Source organism: Rhodoferax sp. (genome assembly GCF_037143375.1).
Classification (GTDB): Bacteria; Pseudomonadota; Gammaproteobacteria; order Burkholderiales; family Burkholderiaceae_C; genus Rhodoferax.
On the sequence record NZ_JBAWYV010000024.1, the window covers coordinates 1 to 18,625 of the forward strand.

General features: G+C 55.2%; 16 protein-coding genes. 15 read left to right on the forward strand and 1 reads right to left on the reverse strand.

What is annotated here, in order from left to right:
- From pilM to WCG50_RS05960, 13 genes are all read left to right on the forward strand, one after another.
- Window positions 1–377: pilus assembly protein PilM (pilM, locus tag WCG50_RS05900; protein ID WP_336898651.1), on the forward strand; the 377-nt coding region annotated here is incomplete at its 5' end.
- On the forward strand, window positions 374–1,012 hold the full coding sequence (locus WCG50_RS05905) for a PilN domain-containing protein (protein ID WP_336898691.1): 639 nt from the start codon (window positions 374–376) through the stop codon (window positions 1,010–1,012). The genes pilM and WCG50_RS05905, both read left to right, overlap by 4 nt.
- 12 nt (window positions 1,013–1,024) lie before the next feature.
- A complete protein-coding gene (locus WCG50_RS05910; protein WP_336898652.1) occupies window positions 1,025–1,696 on the forward strand; it encodes a type 4a pilus biogenesis protein PilO in 672 nt (223 codons plus the stop codon).
- The gene (locus WCG50_RS05915; protein WP_336898653.1) at window positions 1,693–2,235 is read left to right on the forward strand and encodes a pilus assembly protein PilP; all 543 of its coding nucleotides are present in this window, start codon (window positions 1,693–1,695) and stop codon (window positions 2,233–2,235) included. Before WCG50_RS05910 ends, WCG50_RS05915 begins: the two co-directional genes overlap by 4 nt.
- Window positions 2,232–4,367: a type IV pilus secretin PilQ gene (locus tag WCG50_RS05920; protein WP_336898654.1), complete on the forward strand. Its 2,136-nt coding sequence runs from the start codon at window positions 2,232–2,234 to the stop codon at window positions 4,365–4,367. The genes WCG50_RS05915 and WCG50_RS05920 overlap by 4 nt, the downstream gene beginning before the upstream one ends.
- Before the next feature lie 34 nt (window positions 4,368–4,401).
- The gene (locus WCG50_RS05925) at window positions 4,402–6,714 is read left to right on the forward strand and encodes a hypothetical protein (RefSeq protein ID WP_336898655.1); all 2,313 of its coding nucleotides are present in this window, start codon (window positions 4,402–4,404) and stop codon (window positions 6,712–6,714) included.
- A gap of 30 nt (window positions 6,715–6,744) precedes the next feature.
- Window positions 6,745–7,266 carry a shikimate kinase gene (locus WCG50_RS05930; protein ID WP_336898656.1) on the forward strand — a complete coding sequence of 174 codons (522 nt, stop codon included), beginning with the start codon at window positions 6,745–6,747 and terminating at the stop codon, window positions 7,264–7,266.
- Between the two features lie 69 nt (window positions 7,267–7,335).
- The gene (gene aroB, locus WCG50_RS05935) at window positions 7,336–8,460 is read left to right on the forward strand and encodes a 3-dehydroquinate synthase (RefSeq protein ID WP_336898657.1); all 1,125 of its coding nucleotides are present in this window, start codon (window positions 7,336–7,338) and stop codon (window positions 8,458–8,460) included.
- Window positions 8,461–8,527: 67 nt separating this feature from the next.
- Window positions 8,528–9,700, forward strand: a complete 1,173-nt coding sequence (locus WCG50_RS05940) for a deoxyguanosinetriphosphate triphosphohydrolase (RefSeq protein WP_336898658.1) — start codon at window positions 8,528–8,530, stop codon at window positions 9,698–9,700.
- 37 nt (window positions 9,701–9,737) lie between these two features.
- Window positions 9,738–10,385: a hypothetical protein gene (locus tag WCG50_RS05945; RefSeq protein WP_336898659.1), complete on the forward strand. Its 648-nt coding sequence runs from the start codon at window positions 9,738–9,740 to the stop codon at window positions 10,383–10,385.
- A 13-nt stretch (window positions 10,386–10,398) separates the two neighbouring features.
- Window positions 10,399–11,019 (forward strand): DUF1415 domain-containing protein, encoded by a 621-nt coding sequence (locus WCG50_RS05950; protein WP_336898660.1) that lies wholly within the window; start codon window positions 10,399–10,401, stop codon window positions 11,017–11,019.
- Window positions 11,016–11,939 carry an SAM-dependent methyltransferase gene (locus tag WCG50_RS05955; RefSeq protein WP_336898661.1) on the forward strand — a complete coding sequence of 308 codons (924 nt, stop codon included), beginning with the start codon at window positions 11,016–11,018 and terminating at the stop codon, window positions 11,937–11,939. Before WCG50_RS05950 ends, WCG50_RS05955 begins: the two co-directional genes overlap by 4 nt.
- An 81-nt stretch (window positions 11,940–12,020) precedes the next feature.
- The gene (locus tag WCG50_RS05960; protein ID WP_336898662.1) at window positions 12,021–12,488 is read left to right on the forward strand and encodes a hypothetical protein; all 468 of its coding nucleotides are present in this window, start codon (window positions 12,021–12,023) and stop codon (window positions 12,486–12,488) included.
- A gap of 29 nt (window positions 12,489–12,517) precedes the next feature.
- Here the strand turns inward: WCG50_RS05960 and WCG50_RS05965 are convergent, their stop codons facing one another.
- Window positions 12,518–12,901 (reverse strand): hypothetical protein, encoded by a 384-nt coding sequence (locus tag WCG50_RS05965; protein WP_336898663.1) that lies wholly within the window; start codon window positions 12,899–12,901, stop codon window positions 12,518–12,520.
- 76 nt (window positions 12,902–12,977) lie between these two features.
- Here WCG50_RS05965 and WCG50_RS05970 point away from each other — a divergent pair, with 76 nt between their 5' ends.
- Complete coding sequence (locus tag WCG50_RS05970; protein WP_336898664.1) at window positions 12,978–13,709, forward strand: transposase; 732 nt, start codon at window positions 12,978–12,980, stop codon at window positions 13,707–13,709.
- A 145-nt stretch (window positions 13,710–13,854) separates the two neighbouring features.
- Entirely contained in the window at window positions 13,855–18,582 is a 4,728-nt protein-coding gene (locus WCG50_RS05975; RefSeq protein ID WP_336898665.1) for a glutamate synthase-related protein, read from the forward strand.
- The last annotated feature ends 43 nt before the right edge of the window (window positions 18,583–18,625 follow it).

The following is an 18,625-nucleotide window of genomic DNA, read 5'->3' on the forward strand; positions in this document are numbered from 1 at the left end:
TGATCGTCCGTCAGTATGGTTTTTCACTTGAAGAGGCAGAGAGTAAAAAGAGAAGTGGTGAGTTGCCAGACGACTACGAGTCCAGCGTGCTGCGCCCCTTCGTTGAAAGCATGGTTCAGGAAATTGGACGCGCTTTGCAGTTTTTCTTCACCAGTACGCCGCACAACAAGGTTGATTTCGTGATGCTGGCGGGTGGCTCTGCCGCTTTGCCTGGTTTGACGGCGGCTGTGACACAACACACTACATTTGCGTGCACTTTGGTGAATCCGTTTGAAGGCATGGAAATTGGTGATGGTGTCCGCTTGAAAAGAATGACCCGTGAGGCACCTTCTTACCTTACTTCATGCGGCTTGGCCTTACGGAGGTTCATGCAGTGATCCTGATTAACCTATTACCGCACCGTGAAGTTGCCCGAAAACTTCGTCGAGATATATTCAATATCAGTTTGGGCGCATCTGCGCTTGCTGGCGGTTTGATAGCCGGAATAATATTTGTTTGGTATCAAACTCAGTTGTCGGGGCAACAAGGTAAAAACCTTGTTCTGCAAAACGAAATTAAACGGTTTGATAACCAGATAAAAGACATTGCAGGCCTTGAGGCCGAGATTGCCGGTTTGCGCGCACGTCAGCAAGCTGTTGAAGATTTGCAGGCCGACCGCAATTTACCTGTTCATTTGTTGACGGAACTTGTCAAGCAGTTGCCCGATGGCGTTTTTGTTACCAGCATGCGCCAAGACAGCCAGACGGTGACCCTTCAAGGCGTGGCGCAGTCCAATGAACGTGTATCTGAGTTGTTGCGCAATCTTGGAAATAACACCCCCTGGTTTTCCAAGCCGGAACTGGTTGAAATTGTGGCAGGTTCAGTGACGTTGCCACCCAAAGATCAACGTCGTGTCTCCAACTTCACGATTCGTGTTCGCCTGGTACGCGCCAGCGAGGCTGAAAAAATGCTCGCTTCGGTTAGTGCCGCTTCGGCGCCCATGGTGTCTGCATCAACTCCTGTGAAAAAATAGGAGTAGAAAAATATGGCAAGCAAATCCTCACAGAAGATAGACTTTCCTGCCCTTCAGGAAAAACTGACGGGGCAATTTCGTAATCTTGATCCGAAGGATCCCTCCAACTGGCCCGCGCTTCCTCGTTATGCGCTTTTTTTGACAGTCGCTGCCTTGCTGGTCGTGGTGCTCTGGTTTTTATGGCTTGACGCTTCCCAGGTTGAACTGGAAGCTGAACAGGCTAAAGAAGTCAAGTTGCGCGAAGAATACAAGACTAAATTAGGGAAAGCAGTCAACCTTGAAGCGCTAAAAAAACAGCGAGAGCAAGTTCAGCAATATGTGACACAGCTGGAGAAGCAGCTGCCAAGTAAAGCTGAAATGGATGCTTTGCTGTCTGATATCAATCAGGCCGGTTTGGGGCGCAGCCTGCAGTTTGATTTATTCAGGCCGGGTCAAGTTGCCGTTAAAGATTACTACGCAGAGTTGCCCATCGCCGTGCGCGTCACTGGGCGGTACCATGATATTGGCGCTTTTGCCTCTGATATTGCCAACCTTTCGCGCATTGTGACTTTGAATAATTTGACGATTCTTCCTGCCAAGGATGGGACATTGGCCATGGATGCGACTGCCAAAACTTTCCGTTATCTTGATTCTGCTGAAGTTGCAGCACAAGCCAAGTCGGCACCCAAAGGGGTCAAAAAATGATGACCTTATCAAAATTCTTATGGCTCGCTTTGGTTGCAACCCTAGTTGCTTGCGGTGCCTCCAGTGAAGATGAACTTCAACGCTGGATGACTGAGCAGAAAAGTCAAACTCGTCCTAGTGTGGCCAAAATTTCAGAGCCCAAGCAGTTTTTGCCTGAAAGTTATACCCAAGTTACGTCGATCGAGCCTTTCAGCAATCAAAAATTGACCCAAGCTTTGAAGCGTGAATCGACACAGTCTGCGGCCAACGGGGCCTTGATCGCCCCGGAGTTGGCGCGCCGCAAGGAAGCACTCGAATCCTTCCCTCTGGACGCCATGGCGCTGGTGGGGAGTCTCGTTAAGGCTGGTCAGCCTATTGCGTTGGTGAAAGTTGACAACTTGCTGTACCAGGTACGCCCTGGGAATTACCTGGGTCAAAACTACGGACGAGTGACGAAAATCGCCGAGACGGAAGTTACTTTGCGTGAAATTGTGCAAGACGCTGTGGGTGAATGGATAGAACGCACTGCAACACTGCAGTTGCAAGAGAGGTCGAAATGAACAATCAGAACTATTGGATGACAAAACGCATGTTGCAACGTTTTTTTCTGGCTGCCTCGCTTTTGATGGCGGCACTTTCTGCACAAGCGCAAAGCGCTATTGAGGCTGTATCAGGGTCGATACAAGGGGGTGTTGAAGTTGTCAAAATCGATTTAACACAAGCCCTTGCGGCCATTCCAACGGGCTTCACCATTCAGTCGCCGGCCAGAATTGCGCTTGATTTTCCTGGTGTCACAAACGCCATGGGGCGTTCAACCATCGACATCAACCATGGTAATTTGAAGTCAGTCAGTGTGGTTCAGGCAGGAGACCGAACCCGTGTTGTTTTGAACTTGAAACAAGCGACGGCTTACAAAGCCCAGTTGCAAGGTAAATCGCTGTTGGTCGTGCTTGATGCAGTTGCTGTTGCAGCGGCTGCGACTACCGTAGCGCCGGTCTTTGCAGAAAGTCGCAGTCGCGATACTTTGCCACTGAAAGATCTGGACTTCCGTCGGGGTGACGAAGGTTCTGGCCGCATCGTCGTGGCCTTGCCTAACAGTCAGGTCGGTGTTGATATTCGCCAGCAAGGTCAAACCCTGGTGGTTGAATTCATGAAGTCGACCTTGCCTGAAGGTATGCGCCGCCGCTTGGATGTGACTGACTTCGGTACACCCGTTCAGACCGTCACTACGTCACAAGTGGGCGATCGTGTGCGGATGGTGATTTTGCCTAAGGGTGATTGGGTTCACAGCGCGTACCAAACGGACGATCAATTTGTCGTCGAAGTAAAACCAGTCAAAGTTGATACGTCAAAATTGACGCAAGGCCCCGGCTATAGCGGCCAAAAACTCTCACTCAACTTCCAAAATATTGAAGTTCGTTCACTGTTGCAGGTGATTGCTGATTTCACCAACTTCAATATCATTACTTCTGATTCAGTCACGGGTTCTGTCACCTTGCGTCTGCAGGATGTGCCTTGGGATCAAGCTTTGGACATTATTTTGCAAGCCAAGGGACTGGGTATGCGGAAAACCGGGAATGTTCTTTGGATTGCGCCCAAAGATGAAATCAACGCCAAGGAAAAGCTTGAACTTGAGTCGATTGCTTCACTGCAAAATCTGGAGCCGTTGCGCACCCAGTCTTTCCAGATGAATTACACCAAGGCGGCTGAAGTTGCTGCTCAACTGACAGCTACCGGTGGCGGAACAGGTGCCAGCAGTTCCCGCATGTTGAGCCCGCGTGGCAGCACCATCGCTGAGGCGCGCACCAACCAGTTGTTTGTGACAGATATCCCCAGCAAGCTGGAACAGGTTCAGCAATTAATTGCCAAGCTCGATATTCCGGTTCGTCAAGTCCTGATTGAAGCGCGAATTGTGGAGGCGACAGACACCTTTGGTAAATCTCTGGGTATTAAATTGGGCGGCAATGACCTCCGTGCGCAAAACGGTGGCACGGGTGGGTACGCGTTGGGCGGTAGCAATAACAGTATTGCATTTGGGACAAGCTACTCCAACGTGGTTGCAACGACTGGCGCTGGCGGTGTTAATGACCTGACCAGTAGTTTTGTCAATCTGCCTGCTGTGGGACAAAATGGCTACAACCCTGCAACCTTTGCTGTCTCACTGTTTAGTTCGGCAGCGAATCGCTTCCTGAATTTGGAACTCTCTGCCCTTGAGGCAGACGGAAAAGGTAAAGTGGTTTCCAGCCCACGCGTGGTGACTGCCGATCAGATCAAAGCATTGATTGAGCAAGGCACCGAGTTGCCTTATCAAGTAGCTTCATCAAGCGGCGCAACTTCGATTGCTTTCCGCAAAGCGAATTTGAAGTTGGAAGTTACACCTCAAATAACGCCTGAAGGTAATATTATTTTGGCATTGGATGTCACCAAAGATACCGTTGGCCAGCAGACTGCTGCAGGTTTTGCTATCAATACGAAACATATTCAAACGCAGGTGCTGGTTGAAAATGGTGGAACGGTTGTTATTGGTGGCATTTTTGAGATGACTGAAAGCGACGATGTGACTAAAGTCCCCTTGTTGGGTGACATCCCTGGGCTAGGGAATCTGTTCAAGAGCCGTTCCAGAATTTCAAACAAGCAGGAAATGCTGGTGTTCATCACGCCTAAGGTGGTTGCTGACAAAGCATCACGTTAACTGTTGCTTTTAGTTTATTTTCAGGGATAAGAATATGAGATTGATGAAGTTTGTTTTGGGTGTTGCGGTTGCTGTGGCCTTGACGGCTTGTGGGGGAGGTGGAGGAAGTGCAGGGACGACAAGTGGAGGTTCGACACCGGCTGCGTCGGCACCAGCTTCAGCACCAGTAGTTATTACTTCACCGACTATTAGCATCGGTTTGAAAAATTCCGCTGGTACGACGGTAACAACGGTATCTGCTAGCGATGTTTTCATCTTGCAAGCCACTGTCAAAGATTCTGCCGGTACTGCACTTTTAGGCCAGTTAGTTAGATTTGCGGGTGATTCAATGTTGGTGAAATTGTCGGGGAACGGCTCTGGTGTGACAGACTCTAATGGTGTTGCGTTCGTTCAAATCAGTCCGGCAACGATAACTTCATCTGGCGCTGGTCTGGTTACCGCCGATGTCTCTGTTGCGGGTGTGGCTGCTAGCCAGTCCAGCATGGGCGTGACAGTGGTGCCGCTAGCGAGTGCTGCATCATCAACAATTAGTTTGGGATTGGCTGGTGGGGGTAATGCGATTTCGGCTTCGGGGCTCAATGCGCTGGCGACAGTCAAGGATGCCAGTGGGACTGCTGTTGGTGGGAAGCTGGTGACCTTTACCGGCGATACGACACTGATCAAGTTCAGCCCGGCAAATGGGCAAGTGTTATCCGATCCGCTGACGGGTATTGCTGCAATCCAAGTGTCACCTGTCTCTTTATCGTCAGCGGGTGCCAGTACGCTGGTGGCCAAGACTACCGTTGGCACGACGTCATTGACAACTTCGTTTGACTTTCAATTGTCGGCTGCAAATCTGGGCCTTGGAACCCTGAACGTGGGGATCGGTACATTGGCGGCATACGGCAATCGTCCCGTTTCTGTCACTGCCACAGTCAACGGCACTGCAGCAACCAACACACCGGTTCAAGTGACCTTCAATGCAAGCTGCGGAACGGTCACGCCGTCCGTGGTTGTGACGGATGCCGCTGGCGCTGCCATCAGCACATATACCGCGAGTTTGCCAACCTGCTCCGGAACGAATGTCACTATTACGGCTTCGGCTGTGGGCGCAACGCCCGTGTCGGGCACGATAGGTGTGGACGGTTCCATTGCGACCAATGTTCAGTTTGTCAGCACCACACCCCAGTTAATCTATTTGGCCGACTCCGTGGGCACAACGCAGGCGCAAGTTGCTTTCAAAGTCGTCGATTCGAGCGGAAATCCACTGCAGAATAAAAAATTGCGCCTCAGCTTGAGCAACACTGCAACTGGTGTCAGCTTGAACACGGTGGGCAACACTGCGGCGGTAGACATGACCACCGACAGTTTGGGGCTGGTTTCGGCTGCGGTTTTTTCGGGCACAGTGCCGACCTCACTTAATCTGAAAGCGACATTGCTTGATGGCAATGGCGCGGTCACGAACGTCTTTTCCAATTCCAATTTGTTGACCGTCGCGTCAGGTCGACCGACGCAAAGCTCGTTGAGTTTGTCTCTAGAGAAATTCAGTATTGAAGCAGCCAATGTGGACGGTGAAACATCCAAAGTGACCTTGTCGATGGCTGACCGACAAGGCAACCCGGTGCCCCCGGGCACGCAGGTCAACTTTGTGACTGAAGCAGGGGTGATGTTGCCCGCGGTGTGTTTTGTGCCACCGGTTATCCCGGCAACAGCCTCATCACCGGCAATTCCAGTATCTTCCTGTTCAGTTACTTTGAAAGCCTCTGGCACCCGTACTAAAAATGGACGTGTGTCAATCCTGGCCTACGTCACAGGTGAGGAAGATTTTATTGATCTAAATGGGAACAATATCTTTGATGGTAACGATACGTTCACTGACTTAGGCCGGGCCTACCGTGACGATAACGGGCAGACGGCTGCGAATGGTTATTACAGTAACGGGGAGTTTCAGGTTCCGCGCGTCGGCGCCGCAGCCTGTACAGTGACAGGGAATTTGGTAACGGAATGCCCTGGCGATGGCGTTTGGGGTGCCGCAGATGTACGAAAGCAGACGATGGTGGTGTTTGCATCTGGTACAGCCAAGATTGTTGGCACGCTTGTGCCTCCATTGTTGACCGTTACGATTGGTGACTTGAATGACAATAGTGTTCCAACCGGAAGCACCATCACTGCGCGAACTTCTAGCGTGTCTTGTGGACTCAATGGAACAATTAGCACGATAACAAAAAACGTAGCGAATTCGATTGATCCAGTTACGATTAACTATGCGACATCTGTAGGTTGCGCGTCGGCTGATCAAATATTCATTGAAATTACTACTCCGCTTCCATCAGCTATCGTCACTACCAAAACATTTGTATTCCCGTAGTGTTCAACTAAGTTTTCTTTGTCGAGTTTATTGGTTAGTCTCATCGGCCTCCCCGGCTCAGGTAAATCCACCGTCGGGCGTCAACTGGCCCGGCGACTTCAGCTTCCTTTCTTTGACTCCGACCACGTCATAGAGCAGCAAATCGGCTGCTCTATCCGTGAGTATTTCGAGCGGGAAGGGGAAGACCGGTTTCGTGATCTTGAAGAGTCGGTCATCGACCAGCTCACCCAGAATCCGAAATGTATTTTGTCGACCGGTGGCGGTGTTGTCTTGCGACCCACAAATCGCAAGCACCTGCGCGAGCGGGGTCAGGTCATTTACCTGAATTCCTCGCCTGACGAACTCTTTCGACGCTTGCGTCACGATGTCAACCGGCCCTTGCTTCAAGTGGCCGACCCGCTGGGTCGCTTGCGTGACCTGCATGCTATTCGTGATCCTCTGTACCGCGAAACTGCTAATTTCGTGATTGAAACGGGGCGACCCTCGGTCTCCACGCTGGTGAATATGATCGCGATGCAGTTGGAATTGGCTGGCGTGGTTCAGAGCTCCTGAAATCAAGCTTGCGTTCGATTCGCCGTCGAGGTTGCAGAAATGGCCTCAGCAGCCCCTAAACTAAGGGGTATGAAAGCTCAAGATTCCCAATCAAATTCGCTCACATCGACCGTTTCCATCGACCTGCAAGATCGCAGTTACCCAATCTCCATTGGGGGCGCGCAATTCGACAAGGCAGTGACGTATGCAGCGCTGCCTGCCGCGAGCAGCGTGCTGATTGTGAGCAATACCACGGTGGCGCCCTTGTATGCTGAGCGACTTAAAGCCGCACTTCAAGGCAAATATGCCCAAATCCACACCGTGATCCTGCCGGATGGCGAGGTTTACAAAACCTGGCAAACCTTGAACCAGATTTTTGACGCTTTGCTGGCCAACGGTTGCGACCGCAAAACGATTTTGTTTGCACTGGGTGGGGGTGTCGTGGGTGACATGACCGGTTTTGCCGCCGCCAGTTACATGCGTGGCGTGCCTTTTGTGCAGGTGCCGACCACTTTGCTGGCGCAGGTTGACTCCAGTGTGGGCGGCAAAACCGGCATCAACCATCCGCTGGGCAAGAACATGATCGGTGCGTTTTACCAACCGCTCAAGGTCGTGTGTGATCTTGACACGCTCAACACTTTGCCTCAGCGTGAACTCAGTGCCGGTCTGGCGGAGATCATCAAGTACGGGCCTATTGCCGACCTGGATTTTCTGGCCTGGATTGAGGCCAACATCGATGCCTTGATGGCGCGCGACCCCGCTGCGTTGGCCCACGCCGTCAAGCGCAGCTGCGAAATCAAGGCTTGGGTGGTGGGGCAAGATGAGCGCGAAGCGGGCTTGCGGGCCATTCTTAATTTTGGCCACACCTTTGGCCATGCGATCGAGGCGGGTTTGGGGTACGGTGAGTGGTTGCATGGCGAGGCGGTGGGTTGCGGCATGGTGATGGCAGCCCATTTGTCGCATCGGCTTGGGCTCATTGATGTGGCCCTTGTTCAGCGCTTGACGACTTTGATTCAAAAAGCCGGTCTGCCTGTCAAGGGACCGCTGCTTTCGGACACAGACAACGCCGGGCGCTATCTTGAATTCATGCGCGTGGATAAAAAAGCAGAAGGCGGCGCCATCAAATTCGTGGTGATCGACGGCCCGGCCAGTGCGGCTGTGCGCAGCGCACCCGATGCCCTGGTTCGCGAAGTGATTGATTTGTGTTGCGCTTGAGTACTTTAAAATTAATAGCTACTCACGCAGGTAGTACGGGGGCTAGAGCCCTATTTGGCATAAATTTATGACGCTTGCACGCTTTGCCTGTGATCCGGCTGAGTCGCGGGGTCGGCGCTACCCGCAAGCCCCGGCGCCGACCCGAACCGAATACCAGCGCGACCGCGACCGCATTGTTCACAGTTCGGCGTTTCGTCGACTGGTTTACAAGACGCAGGTGTTTCTTAACCACGAAGGTGACCTGTTTCGCACGCGCCTGACGCATTCGCTGGAGGTGGCGCAGTTAGGCCGCTCCATCGCCCGCTCGCTGCACCTTAACGAAGACCTGGTCGAGGCTATCGCGCTGGCGCATGACTTGGGGCACACGCCGTTTGGCCATGCCGGACAAGACGCGCTGAATCACTGCATGGCCGCTTTTGGGGGCTTTGAGCACAACCTGCAAAGTTTGCGCGTGGTCGATCAACTGGAGGAGCGCTACCCCGAGTTTGACGGACTCAACCTCACGTTTGAAACTCGGGAGGGCATACTCAAACACTGCTCGCGCAGCAATGCCCTGGTGCTGGAAGCGCATGAACCCGGTGGCGTCGGGCAGCGGTTTTTGGAACGCACCCAGCCCAGTCTTGAAGCGCAACTGTGCAATCTGGCCGATGAAATTGCCTATAACGCGCATGACATCGACGATGGGGTGCGTTCTGGTTTGATCACGCTTGAGCAGTTGCAGGAGGTGGCGCTGTTTGATGATTTCAGACGCCAAACCCTGAATGAATTTCCTCATTTATCTGGTGAGGCGCAAGGTCGCCGTCTGCTGTACGAAGCCATTCGGCGCATGCTCAGTGCGCAGGTCTATGACGTGATTGCCGCCACCCAGCGCATGATTGATGCGCAAGCACCGCAGAGTGTCGAGGCGGTTCGCCATCTTGAACCGATGGTCCAGTTTGGCGAAGCCATGCGGGCCAAGTCCCAGGTGTTGAAGAAGTTTCTGTACCAAAAGCTGTACCGCCATCCGCAGGTGACGCATACCACCGGTCAAGCGGCGCGCGTGGTGAGTGAGCTTTTTGCGGTGTATCTGGCGCGGCCGCAGGAAATGCAGGCTGGTTTTCTGGCTCGTTCTGAAGCCGCACAGCACAGTGCGGACGCTGTAAATAATAGGGCCCGGGTGGTGGCCGATTACATCGCTGGCATGACAGATCGATTTGCGGGCCGTGAGCATGAGCGCCTGACGGGTATGAAGCTGCTGTAATAATTCATGACATTCATAAAAGCGCCAGGGAATCGTCGTGAGCTTTCTCAATCAACTTAAATCGCAAGCCAGTGCGCTGCAAACCCAACAAAGTGTCCAGCAAAGCCACAATGCCGAAAGCACCAGGCTGACGGAGGCGGCCGCCCAAACGGTTTGGCTGTACGTGTCGGAACTGGCCAAACAACTCAATGTGATTGGCCCCCAGGGACCCAAACTCAGCTTGAATGGGAAAACACCTTGGCCAGATATGAAGCTGGTTGAGTTTCGAGTTGATGCGCGAAAAAAGAAGCTGCGCGATCAGGAAGTGTTTGACTACATCGTCCTGGGCTGGCACCTTGTGCCTTGTGAGGGACCACCCATCAGTGGCAGTGTCAGCGCAAATTTTCCGCCCGATTTGAATCGGATCGAGAGTCGCGTGTCAGCGGGTTCTATCAAGCATGACCGCGTCAACGTGCGCCACCCCGAGAAAAACACCCTGCAGGCCATTCGGTTCGACTACCTGACCGAAGCGCGAGGCAGTGTCACCATCACGGCCGATCATGATGCGTGCAGCCTGGCTTTTCGCTTGGCAAACGTGCAAGGTTTCGAAGTGGTGAACGCCAGTTATTCAGCGCCACAAATTCAAAGCCAGGTGCTTGACGAGTTGGCCAAATTGATCGTTGGCCACCCCAGTAGTTTTGTTTAAACGAGAACGATAAATGCAAGTATCAACACAAACCGCCATTGACGACACACGTGGCTGGCTGGAGCGGGCGGTGATTGGCTTGAACTTGTGCCCGTTCGCCAAAAGCGTGCATGTCAAGGGGCAGGTCCACTATGTCGTGAGTCGGGCCCAGAATGCGCCAGAATTTCTGGTTGATCTGATTGACGAGCTAAAAGGGCTGATAGCCTCCGAACCGTCTGCACGGGATACGACGCTTTTAATAGCGCCAGACTGCCTGGCTGATTTTCTCGATTTCAATGATTTCCTGGCAGAGGCCGACCAAGCCTTGGTTGATCTGGAATTGGATGGCGTTCTGCAGATCGCCAATTTGCACCCAGACTACCAGTTTGCCGACACACGGGCGGATGACATCACCAACTTCACGAACCGCTCGCCGTACCCCACTTTGCACCTGCTGCGCGAGGACAGCATTGACCGGGCGGTGGACGCTTTTCCGGACGCCGAAAGCATTTTTGAGCGCAACATGGAAACCATGGAGCGCATTGGGGCGGCTGGTTGGGCCGCGCTCGGGGTCGGGCGCTCCCAAGGCTGCCCACACAATTCGCTGGCAGACACAACGCCTGGCGCTGATATTTCGGGCCACAAAGCAGAATGAAAACAAAAACATCAGATCGCAAGCCCCAGGACAAGTCGGCAGGCAAATCGCCAGCAACCGGGGTCATTGCCCCTGAAATCAGGCCGGGTCAGTCGATTGAGTTGCTGAAAGAGCTGCACATCCTGACCGTGGAGGGCAAGCTCAACCAGGACTCACGGCGCAAGCTCAAGCAGGTTTACCACCTGTTCCAGTTCATTGAAAAACTGCTGCTGGAGTTGCCGGCCAAAGCCACGGGTGCGACGCTGGCCGACCATGGCGCGGGCAAGTCGTACCTGGGTTTCATCATTTACGACTTGTTTTTCAAGGCCCTGAATACGGGTCATATCTATGGTGTGGAGACGCGCCCCGAGTTGGTGCAGAAGTCACGCGAGTTGGCAACAAAGCTGGGTTTTGAGCGCATGTCGTTTCTGAATTTGAGCGTGGCAGAGTCGGCCCAATCCGACGAGTTGCCTGCGCAGATTGACGTGGTCACCGCCTTGCATGCCTGCGATACCGCCACCGATGACGCGATTGCCTTTGGCCTGCAAAAGCACGCCAAATTCATGGTGCTGGTGCCTTGCTGCCAGGCGGAAGTGGCGCGGTGTTTGAGCCAACACAAAGCGCTGTCGCTGACGCGCACGCCGCTGGCTGAGTTGTGGCGCCACCCCCTGCACACCCGTGAAATGGGCAGTCAGATTACCAATGTGTTGCGCTGTTTGTATCTGGAAGCCTGGGGCTATCAGGTGACGGTCACCGAACTGGTCGGGTGGGAGCACAGCATGAAAAACGAGCTCATCATCGCGCGTTACACCGGGCAGAAGAAGCGGGCGGCTGCGCAGCGCTTGCGTGCTTTGCTGCAGGAATTCGGGCTAAGTGGTCTGCTTGAGACGCGGTTTACCTTACCTCAGGATAATGCGGTGGACAACGAAACCCTGGGCTGACGCGTTCAGGCCTGGTTTATTCACGTTTTTTTCCCGGCGCCCGACCGAGGCGCCGTTTACTTATTATTGTTGGAGTCATTGATGAAATCTGTTTTTAACTTGAGCCTTGCCTTGATCGTTGCCGCCACCTTGGGCGCCTGCGCCAGCAGCAGTCCTGATGTCATTCAGCGCGGCGATGCCCAGCGCATGTCGGTTGTGGAAGATGCGGTGGTGCTGAGTGTGCGCACGGTGACGGTGGACGGCAGCCAGTCCGGCATTGGCGCCACGGTGGGTGGCGTGGTGGGCGCCATTGGCGGCTATGGTGCCAGCGGCGTGCAGCGCGAAGGTCAGATTTTGGGCGTGCTGGCCGGGGTCGCCGGTGCGGCTGCAGGCAATGCGATCGAGCGATTTAGCACCCGTGAAGAAGCGGTAGAAATTTTGCTGCAACTCAAAGGCGGCGAGCGCCGTGCGATTGTGCAAGCCAAGGCCGCTGAAGTGCTGGTCCCTGGCGATGCCGTGATTCTGGTCACCAACGGCGGCAAGGTTCGCGTCACCAAAGCGCCCAAGTAGGCGCTTCTGACCTAGTGCGGCAAGACCGCCTAACCTTGTACAAACAAGGTTTGCAGCGGTTCTTGCCCCAGTTGGCGGCTCCAGTGACCATGCACCGCAGGGTCAAACGTGGCACCTTCTGGCAGCGTGTCGGCTGAATAAAAATGCTGGCCCGCGGTAAATACGCGCGAACTGCCGTCCTGCAGGCTGATTTCCATCTGCCCACCCAGAATAAAAACCCATTGCGGCTTGCCGGTGCAGTGAAAAGTGCTGCGAAACCCGACCGGACTTTCCCGTAACTGAAAGCCGCCTGAGGCCATCAATGGGGATAGTTGTGAACTCGGCGTGCCTTCGGTCAATGCCAAGGTTTCTTCTCGGAAGCGGGCGCGGCCATCGGTGTCAGTAAATAGCACTACTTTGGTGAATGAGGTCACAGGTTTCTCCGATTCAAATCTGGATGATCGCATGAAAATATTGTGAATAATCGGGGTCAGATTCCAATTAAATCCTATGGCCCGACTCCCCCGTTTCACATTGCCCGGTTATCCGCACCACGTCATCCAGCGTGGCAATAACCGGCAAGCCATTTTCAATTCGAAGGCAGACTATCAAACCCTGCTGGATCTGTTGGTTGAAAACGCCAAAAAGTTCGATGTGGCGATTCATGCCTACGTGCTGATGAGCAACCACTTTCACCTGTTGGCCACACCGCAGACGGCGGAGGGTTTGCCGCAGATGATGCAGGCGGTGGGGCGGCGTTATGTGCGCTACTTCAATGATTCCCAAAGGCGCAGCGGGACCTTGTGGGAGGGACGTTACAAGTCGACCGTGATCCAGACCGAGCGTTATTTGCTCGCCTGCATGGCCTACATCGACCTGAATCCGGTGCGCGCTGGCATGGTGACGTCGGCTCGAGACTATCCGTGGTCCAGCCACGGGCATTACACCGGGCAGCGCATCGACCCGCTCATCACCCCGCACGCCCTGTTTTGGGAACTGGGTAACACGCCGTTTGCCCGCGAAGCGGCATACGCCCAATTGGTGCAAAGTGGCATCAGCCCGGTGCAGCAAGCGGCCTTGACCGACTCTGCCATGAGCGGTTGGGCGCTGGGTGAACCAGATTTTGTGGCAGATTTACAAAAAAGAACCGGGCGCCGCGTGGCCAAAGGGCTCGCCGGGCGGCCGGTTTCAGTCGGAAAAAAAGAGTCAAATAAGACTGTAGCCCCCGTTCTTATTGCGTGAGTAGCTATAATTTTTGATATGTCCCCAATTATTTCAAGAACAAGAAATTAGAAAATTAATTGGAATCTGACCCCCATTATTCTGCTTGGCACTTTTGTTGCATTGCAGTATTCTCCAACCCTCTGATTATTTTTAGGAGTGCGCCATGACGACGGCTGCCGAGATCAAACATCTCAACGAACACGGTTTATATTCTTCCGACCAAGAGCATGACGCTTGCGGTGTCGGTTTTGTGGCGCACATCAAGGGCACCAAGTCGCACGACATCGTCAAGAACGCGCTCAAGATTCTTGAAAACCTGGACCATCGGGGCGCTGTGGGTGCCGACAAGCTGATGGGCGATGGCGCCGGTATTCTGATTCAGTTGCCCGACGCGCTTTACCGCGAAGAAATGGCGGCCCAGGGGGTGACCCTGCCACCGCCCGGCGAATACGGTGTCGGCATGGTGTTTTTGCCCAAAGAGCACGCATCGCGTCTCGCTTGCGAGCAGGAGATGGAGCGCGCCATCAAGGCCGAAGGTCAGGTGTTGCTGGGCTGGCGCGATGTGCCGGTGAACCGCGAGATGCCGATGTCGCCCAATGTGCGCAAAAAAGAACCGGTGTTGAAGCAGATTTTTATTGGTCGTGGCAGCGATGTGATCGTGCAGGACGCGCTGGAGCGCAAGCTATACGTCATCCGCAAGACCGCCAGCGCACACATCCAGGCGCTCAAGCTCAAGCACAGCAAAGAGTATTACGTGCCCAGCATGTCGAGCCGCACGGTGGTTTACAAAGGTTTGCTGCTGGCCGATCAGGTCGGCACTTACTTTTTTGACCTGCAGGACGTGCGTTGCGTCTCGGCGCTGGGCCTGGTGCACCAGCGTTTCTCGACCAACACCTTCCCCGAGTGGCCGCTGGCGCACCCGTACCGCTATGTGGCGCACAACGGCGAGATCAACACCGTCAAGGGCAACTACAACTGGATGAAGGCGCGTGAGGGCGTGATGTCTTCCCCGGTGCTGGGGGCAGACTTGCAAAAGTTGTATCCCATCAGCTTTGCCGGCCAGTCCGACACCGCCACCTTTGACAACTGCCTTGAACTGCTGACGATGGCGGGTTACCCCATCAGTCAGGCAGTGATGATGATGATTCCCGAGCCTTGGGAACAGCACGCCAATATGGACCAGCGCCGCAAGGCCTTCTACGAATACCACGCCGCCATGATGGAGCCATGGGACGGCCCGGCCAGCATCGTGTTCACTGATGGCCGCCAGATTGGCGCCACGCTGGACCGTAATGGCCTGCGTCCTTCGCGCTACTGCATCACCGACGACGATCTGGTGGTCATGGCCTCGGAGTCGGGCGTGTTGCCCTTCCCAGAAAATAAAATTGTGCGCAAATGGCGCCTGCAGCCCGGCAAGATGTTCCTGATCGACCTGGAACAGGGCCGCATGATCGACGACGAGGAGATCAAAGCCACGCTGGCCAACAGCAAGCCTTACAAGCAGTGGATTGAGAATCTGCGCATCAAGCTCGACAGCGTCACCGGCGATACCGCCTTGGCACCTGCCTCTGACATTGCTTTGCTGGACCGTCAGCAAGCTTTTGGTTTTACACAAGAAGACCTGAAATTCCTGATCACGCCGATGGCCGTGGGCGGCGAAGAAGCGCTGGGCTCCATGGGCAACGACAGCCCGCTGGCGGTGTTAAGCGACAAGAACAAGCCGCTGTACAACTACTTCAAGCAGTTGTTCGCGCAAGTGACCAACCCGCCCATCGACCCGATTCGTGAAGCGATTGTGATGAGTCTGGTGTCCTTTATTGGCCCTAAACCCAATCTGCTTGACATCAACCAGGTCAACCCGCCGATGCGCCTGGAGGTGAGCCAGCCGGTGCTGGACTTTGCCGACATGGCCAAATTGCGCGATATTGAAAAGCACACGCAAGGCAAGTTCCGCAGTTACACGCTGGACATCACCTACCCGCTGGCGTGGGGCCGCGAAGGTGTTGAAGCCAAGCTGGCCTCCTTGTGCGCCGAAGCCGTGGACGCGATCAAGGGCGGTAAAAACATTCTCATCATCAGCGACCGTGCGGTTACCGCGACGCAAGTGGCGATTCCGGCGCTGCTGGCGCTCTCGGCCATTCACCAGCATTTGGTGCTGGAAGGCTTGCGCACTACAGCAGGCTTGGTGGTTGAGACCGGTACCGCGCGCGAAGTGCACCACTTTGCCGTGCTGGCCGGTTACGGCGCAGAAGCCGTTCACCCCTACCTCGCCATGGAAACGCTGGCGGCGATCAGCCATGATTTGCCGGGCGACCTGAGCGCTGACAAAGCCATTTACAACTACGTCAAGGCGGTGGGCAAGGGCTTGTCCAAGATCATGTCCAAGATGGGCGTGTCCACCTACATGAGCTACTGCGGCGCGCAGTTGTTCGAGGCCATTGGCCTCTCCACCGAGACCGTGGCCAAGTATTTCACCGGTACCCCGACCCGGGTCGAAGGCATCGGCGTGTTCGAGATTGCCGAAGAAGCCATTCGCATGCACAAGGCGGCCTTCGGTGACGACCCGGTGCTGGCCAATCGGCTTGATGCCGGTGGCGAATACGCCTGGCGCGCCCGTGGCGAAGAGCACATGTGGACGCCCGACGCGATTGCCAAGTTGCAACACAGCACACGCTCCAACAACTGGAATACCTACAAAGAGTACGCCCAACTCATCAACGACCAGAGCAAGCGCCACTTGACGCTGCGCGGTTTGTTCGAGTTCAAGTTTGACCCGACCAAAGCCATTCCGCTGGAACAGGTCGAGTCGGCCAAAGAGATCGTCAAGCGTTTTGCCACCGGCGCGATGTCGCTGGGTTCGATCTCTACCGAAGCCCACGCCACGCTGGCCATTGCCATGAACCGCATCGGCGGCAAGAGCAACACAGGCGAGGGCGGCGAAGACCCGGCGCGTTACCGCAACGAGCTCAAAGGCATCCCGATCAAGCAAGGCCAGACCATGGCCGACATCATCGGCAAAGACGTGGTCGAAGTGGATATTCCGCTGCTGCCGACCGACTCGCTGCGTTCGCGCATCAAGCAAGTCGCCTCGGGCCGTTTTGGCGTTACCGCCGAATACCTGAGCAGCTCCGACCAGATCCAGATCAAGATGGCGCAGGGCGCCAAGCCGGGTGAGGGCGGTCAACTGCCCGGCACCAAGGTGTCTGAATACATCGGTCGTCTGCGCCACTCGGTGCCGGGCGTCGGTTTGATTTCGCCACCACCGCACCACGATATTTACTCCATCGAAGACTTGGCCCAGCTGATTCACGATCTGAAAAACGTCGCACCGCATGCCGGTATCAGCGTCAAGCTGGTGGCTGAAATCGGGGTCGGCACCATCGCTGCCGGCGTTGCCAAGTGCAAGGCCGACCATGTGGTGATTGCCGGACACGACGGCGGCACGGGCGCTTCGCCCTGGTCGTCCATCAAGCATTGCGGCAGCCCGTGGGAAATCGGTCTGGCAGAAACCCAGCAAACGCTGGTGCTCAACCGCTTGCGCAGCCGCATCCGCGTGCAGGCCGATGGCCAGATGAAAACTGGTCGCGACGTCGCCATTGGCGCGCTCTTGGGCGCTGATGAGTTTGGCTTTGCAACCGCCCCGCTGGTGGTGGAAGGCTGCATCATGATGCGCAAATGCCACCTCAACACCTGCCCGGTGGGCGTGGCCACGCAAGACCCGGCGCTGCGCCGCAAGTTCTCCGGCAAGCCTGAGCATGTGGTGAACTACTTCTTCTTTATTGCCGAAGAAGTGCGTCAGATCATGGCCCAGCTCGGCATCGCCAAGTTTGATGACCTGATTGGCCGTGCCGATTTGCTCGACATGCGCCAAGGTATTGAGCATTGGAAAGCCAGCGGCCTGGACTTCAGCCGCCTGTTTGCCATGCCCAATGTGCCGGCCGATGTGCCTCGTTTCCAGACATTGGAGCAAGAACACGGCCTGGAGAAATCGCTCGACAACGTGCTGATTGCCAAGAGCCGTGCGGCCATCGACAAGGGTGAGCGTGTGCAGTTCATGGAGATGGCCCGCAATGTGAACCGTTCGGTCGGTGCCATGCTATCTGGCGCTGTCACCAAGGTGCATCCACAAGGCTTGCCGGATGACACCATCCGCATCCAGCTCGAAGGCACGGGCGGCCAGTCGTTTGGCGCGTTCCTGACCAACGGCATCACGCTGTACCTGATTGGCGATGCCAACGACTACACCGGCAAGGGCCTCTCGGGCGGTCGTATCGTGGTGCGACCCAGCATCGACTTCCGGGGTGAGGCGATTCGCAACACCATCGTCGGTAACACGGTGATGTACGGCGCCACCAGCGGTGAAGCGTTCTTCAGCGGCGTCGGCGGCGAGCGCTTTGCGGTGCGTCTGTCGGGCGCTACGGCGGTCGTCGAAGGCACTGGCGACCACGGTTGCGAGTACATGACCGGCGGCACGGTGGCCGTGTTGGGCAAAACCGGACGCAACTTTGCTGCCGGCATGAGCGGTGGCCTGGCGTACGTGTATGACGAAGACGGCCAGTTTGCCCAGCGTTGCAACACCGCCATGGTCTCCATGGAAAAAGTGTTGACGGTGGCTGAGCAAGAGGCCGCCATCGACGTGGCCTTGTGGCATCGCGGTCAAAGCGACGAAGCGCAGTTGAAGAAATTACTGGAAGAACACAACCGCTGGACCGGCAGCAAGCGCGCGCGCGAGTTGCTCGATACCTGGGATGTGTCGCGTCTGAAATTTGTCAAGGTGTTCCCGCTCGAGTACAAACGTGCTCTGGGTGAGATTCATGCACGTAAAGAGGCTCTAGCCCTTACCAGCCGTGCGCAAGCAGCTATTAAAACTGAAGCAGTTCCTGCTAAATAATGTGTTGGGGACAGTGCGCGTAGCCTGTCCCACCAAGGAGTTC

Excerpts from the sequence above, each read along its gene's own strand:
- WCG50_RS05910 (WP_336898652.1), top strand. The coding sequence starts at position 1,025 with ATGGCAAGCAAATCCTCACAGAAGATAGACTTTCCTGCCCTTCAGGAA.
- WCG50_RS05915 (WP_336898653.1), top strand. The coding sequence starts at position 1,693 with ATGATGACCTTATCAAAATTCTTATGGCTCGCTTTGGTTGCAACCCTA.
- WCG50_RS05920 (WP_336898654.1), top strand. The coding sequence starts at position 2,232 with ATGAACAATCAGAACTATTGGATGACAAAACGCATGTTGCAACGTTTT.
- WCG50_RS05925 (WP_336898655.1), top strand. The coding sequence starts at position 4,402 with ATGAGATTGATGAAGTTTGTTTTGGGTGTTGCGGTTGCTGTGGCCTTG.
- aroB (WP_336898657.1), top strand. The coding sequence starts at position 7,336 with ATGAAAGCTCAAGATTCCCAATCAAATTCGCTCACATCGACCGTTTCC.
- WCG50_RS05940 (WP_336898658.1), top strand. The coding sequence starts at position 8,528 with ATGACGCTTGCACGCTTTGCCTGTGATCCGGCTGAGTCGCGGGGTCGG.
- WCG50_RS05950 (WP_336898660.1), top strand. The coding sequence starts at position 10,399 with ATGCAAGTATCAACACAAACCGCCATTGACGACACACGTGGCTGGCTG.
- WCG50_RS05955 (WP_336898661.1), top strand. The coding sequence starts at position 11,016 with ATGAAAACAAAAACATCAGATCGCAAGCCCCAGGACAAGTCGGCAGGC.
- WCG50_RS05960 (WP_336898662.1), top strand. The coding sequence starts at position 12,021 with ATGAAATCTGTTTTTAACTTGAGCCTTGCCTTGATCGTTGCCGCCACC.
- WCG50_RS05970 (WP_336898664.1), top strand. The coding sequence starts at position 12,978 with ATGGCCCGACTCCCCCGTTTCACATTGCCCGGTTATCCGCACCACGTC.
- WCG50_RS05975 (WP_336898665.1), top strand. The coding sequence starts at position 13,855 with ATGACGACGGCTGCCGAGATCAAACATCTCAACGAACACGGTTTATAT.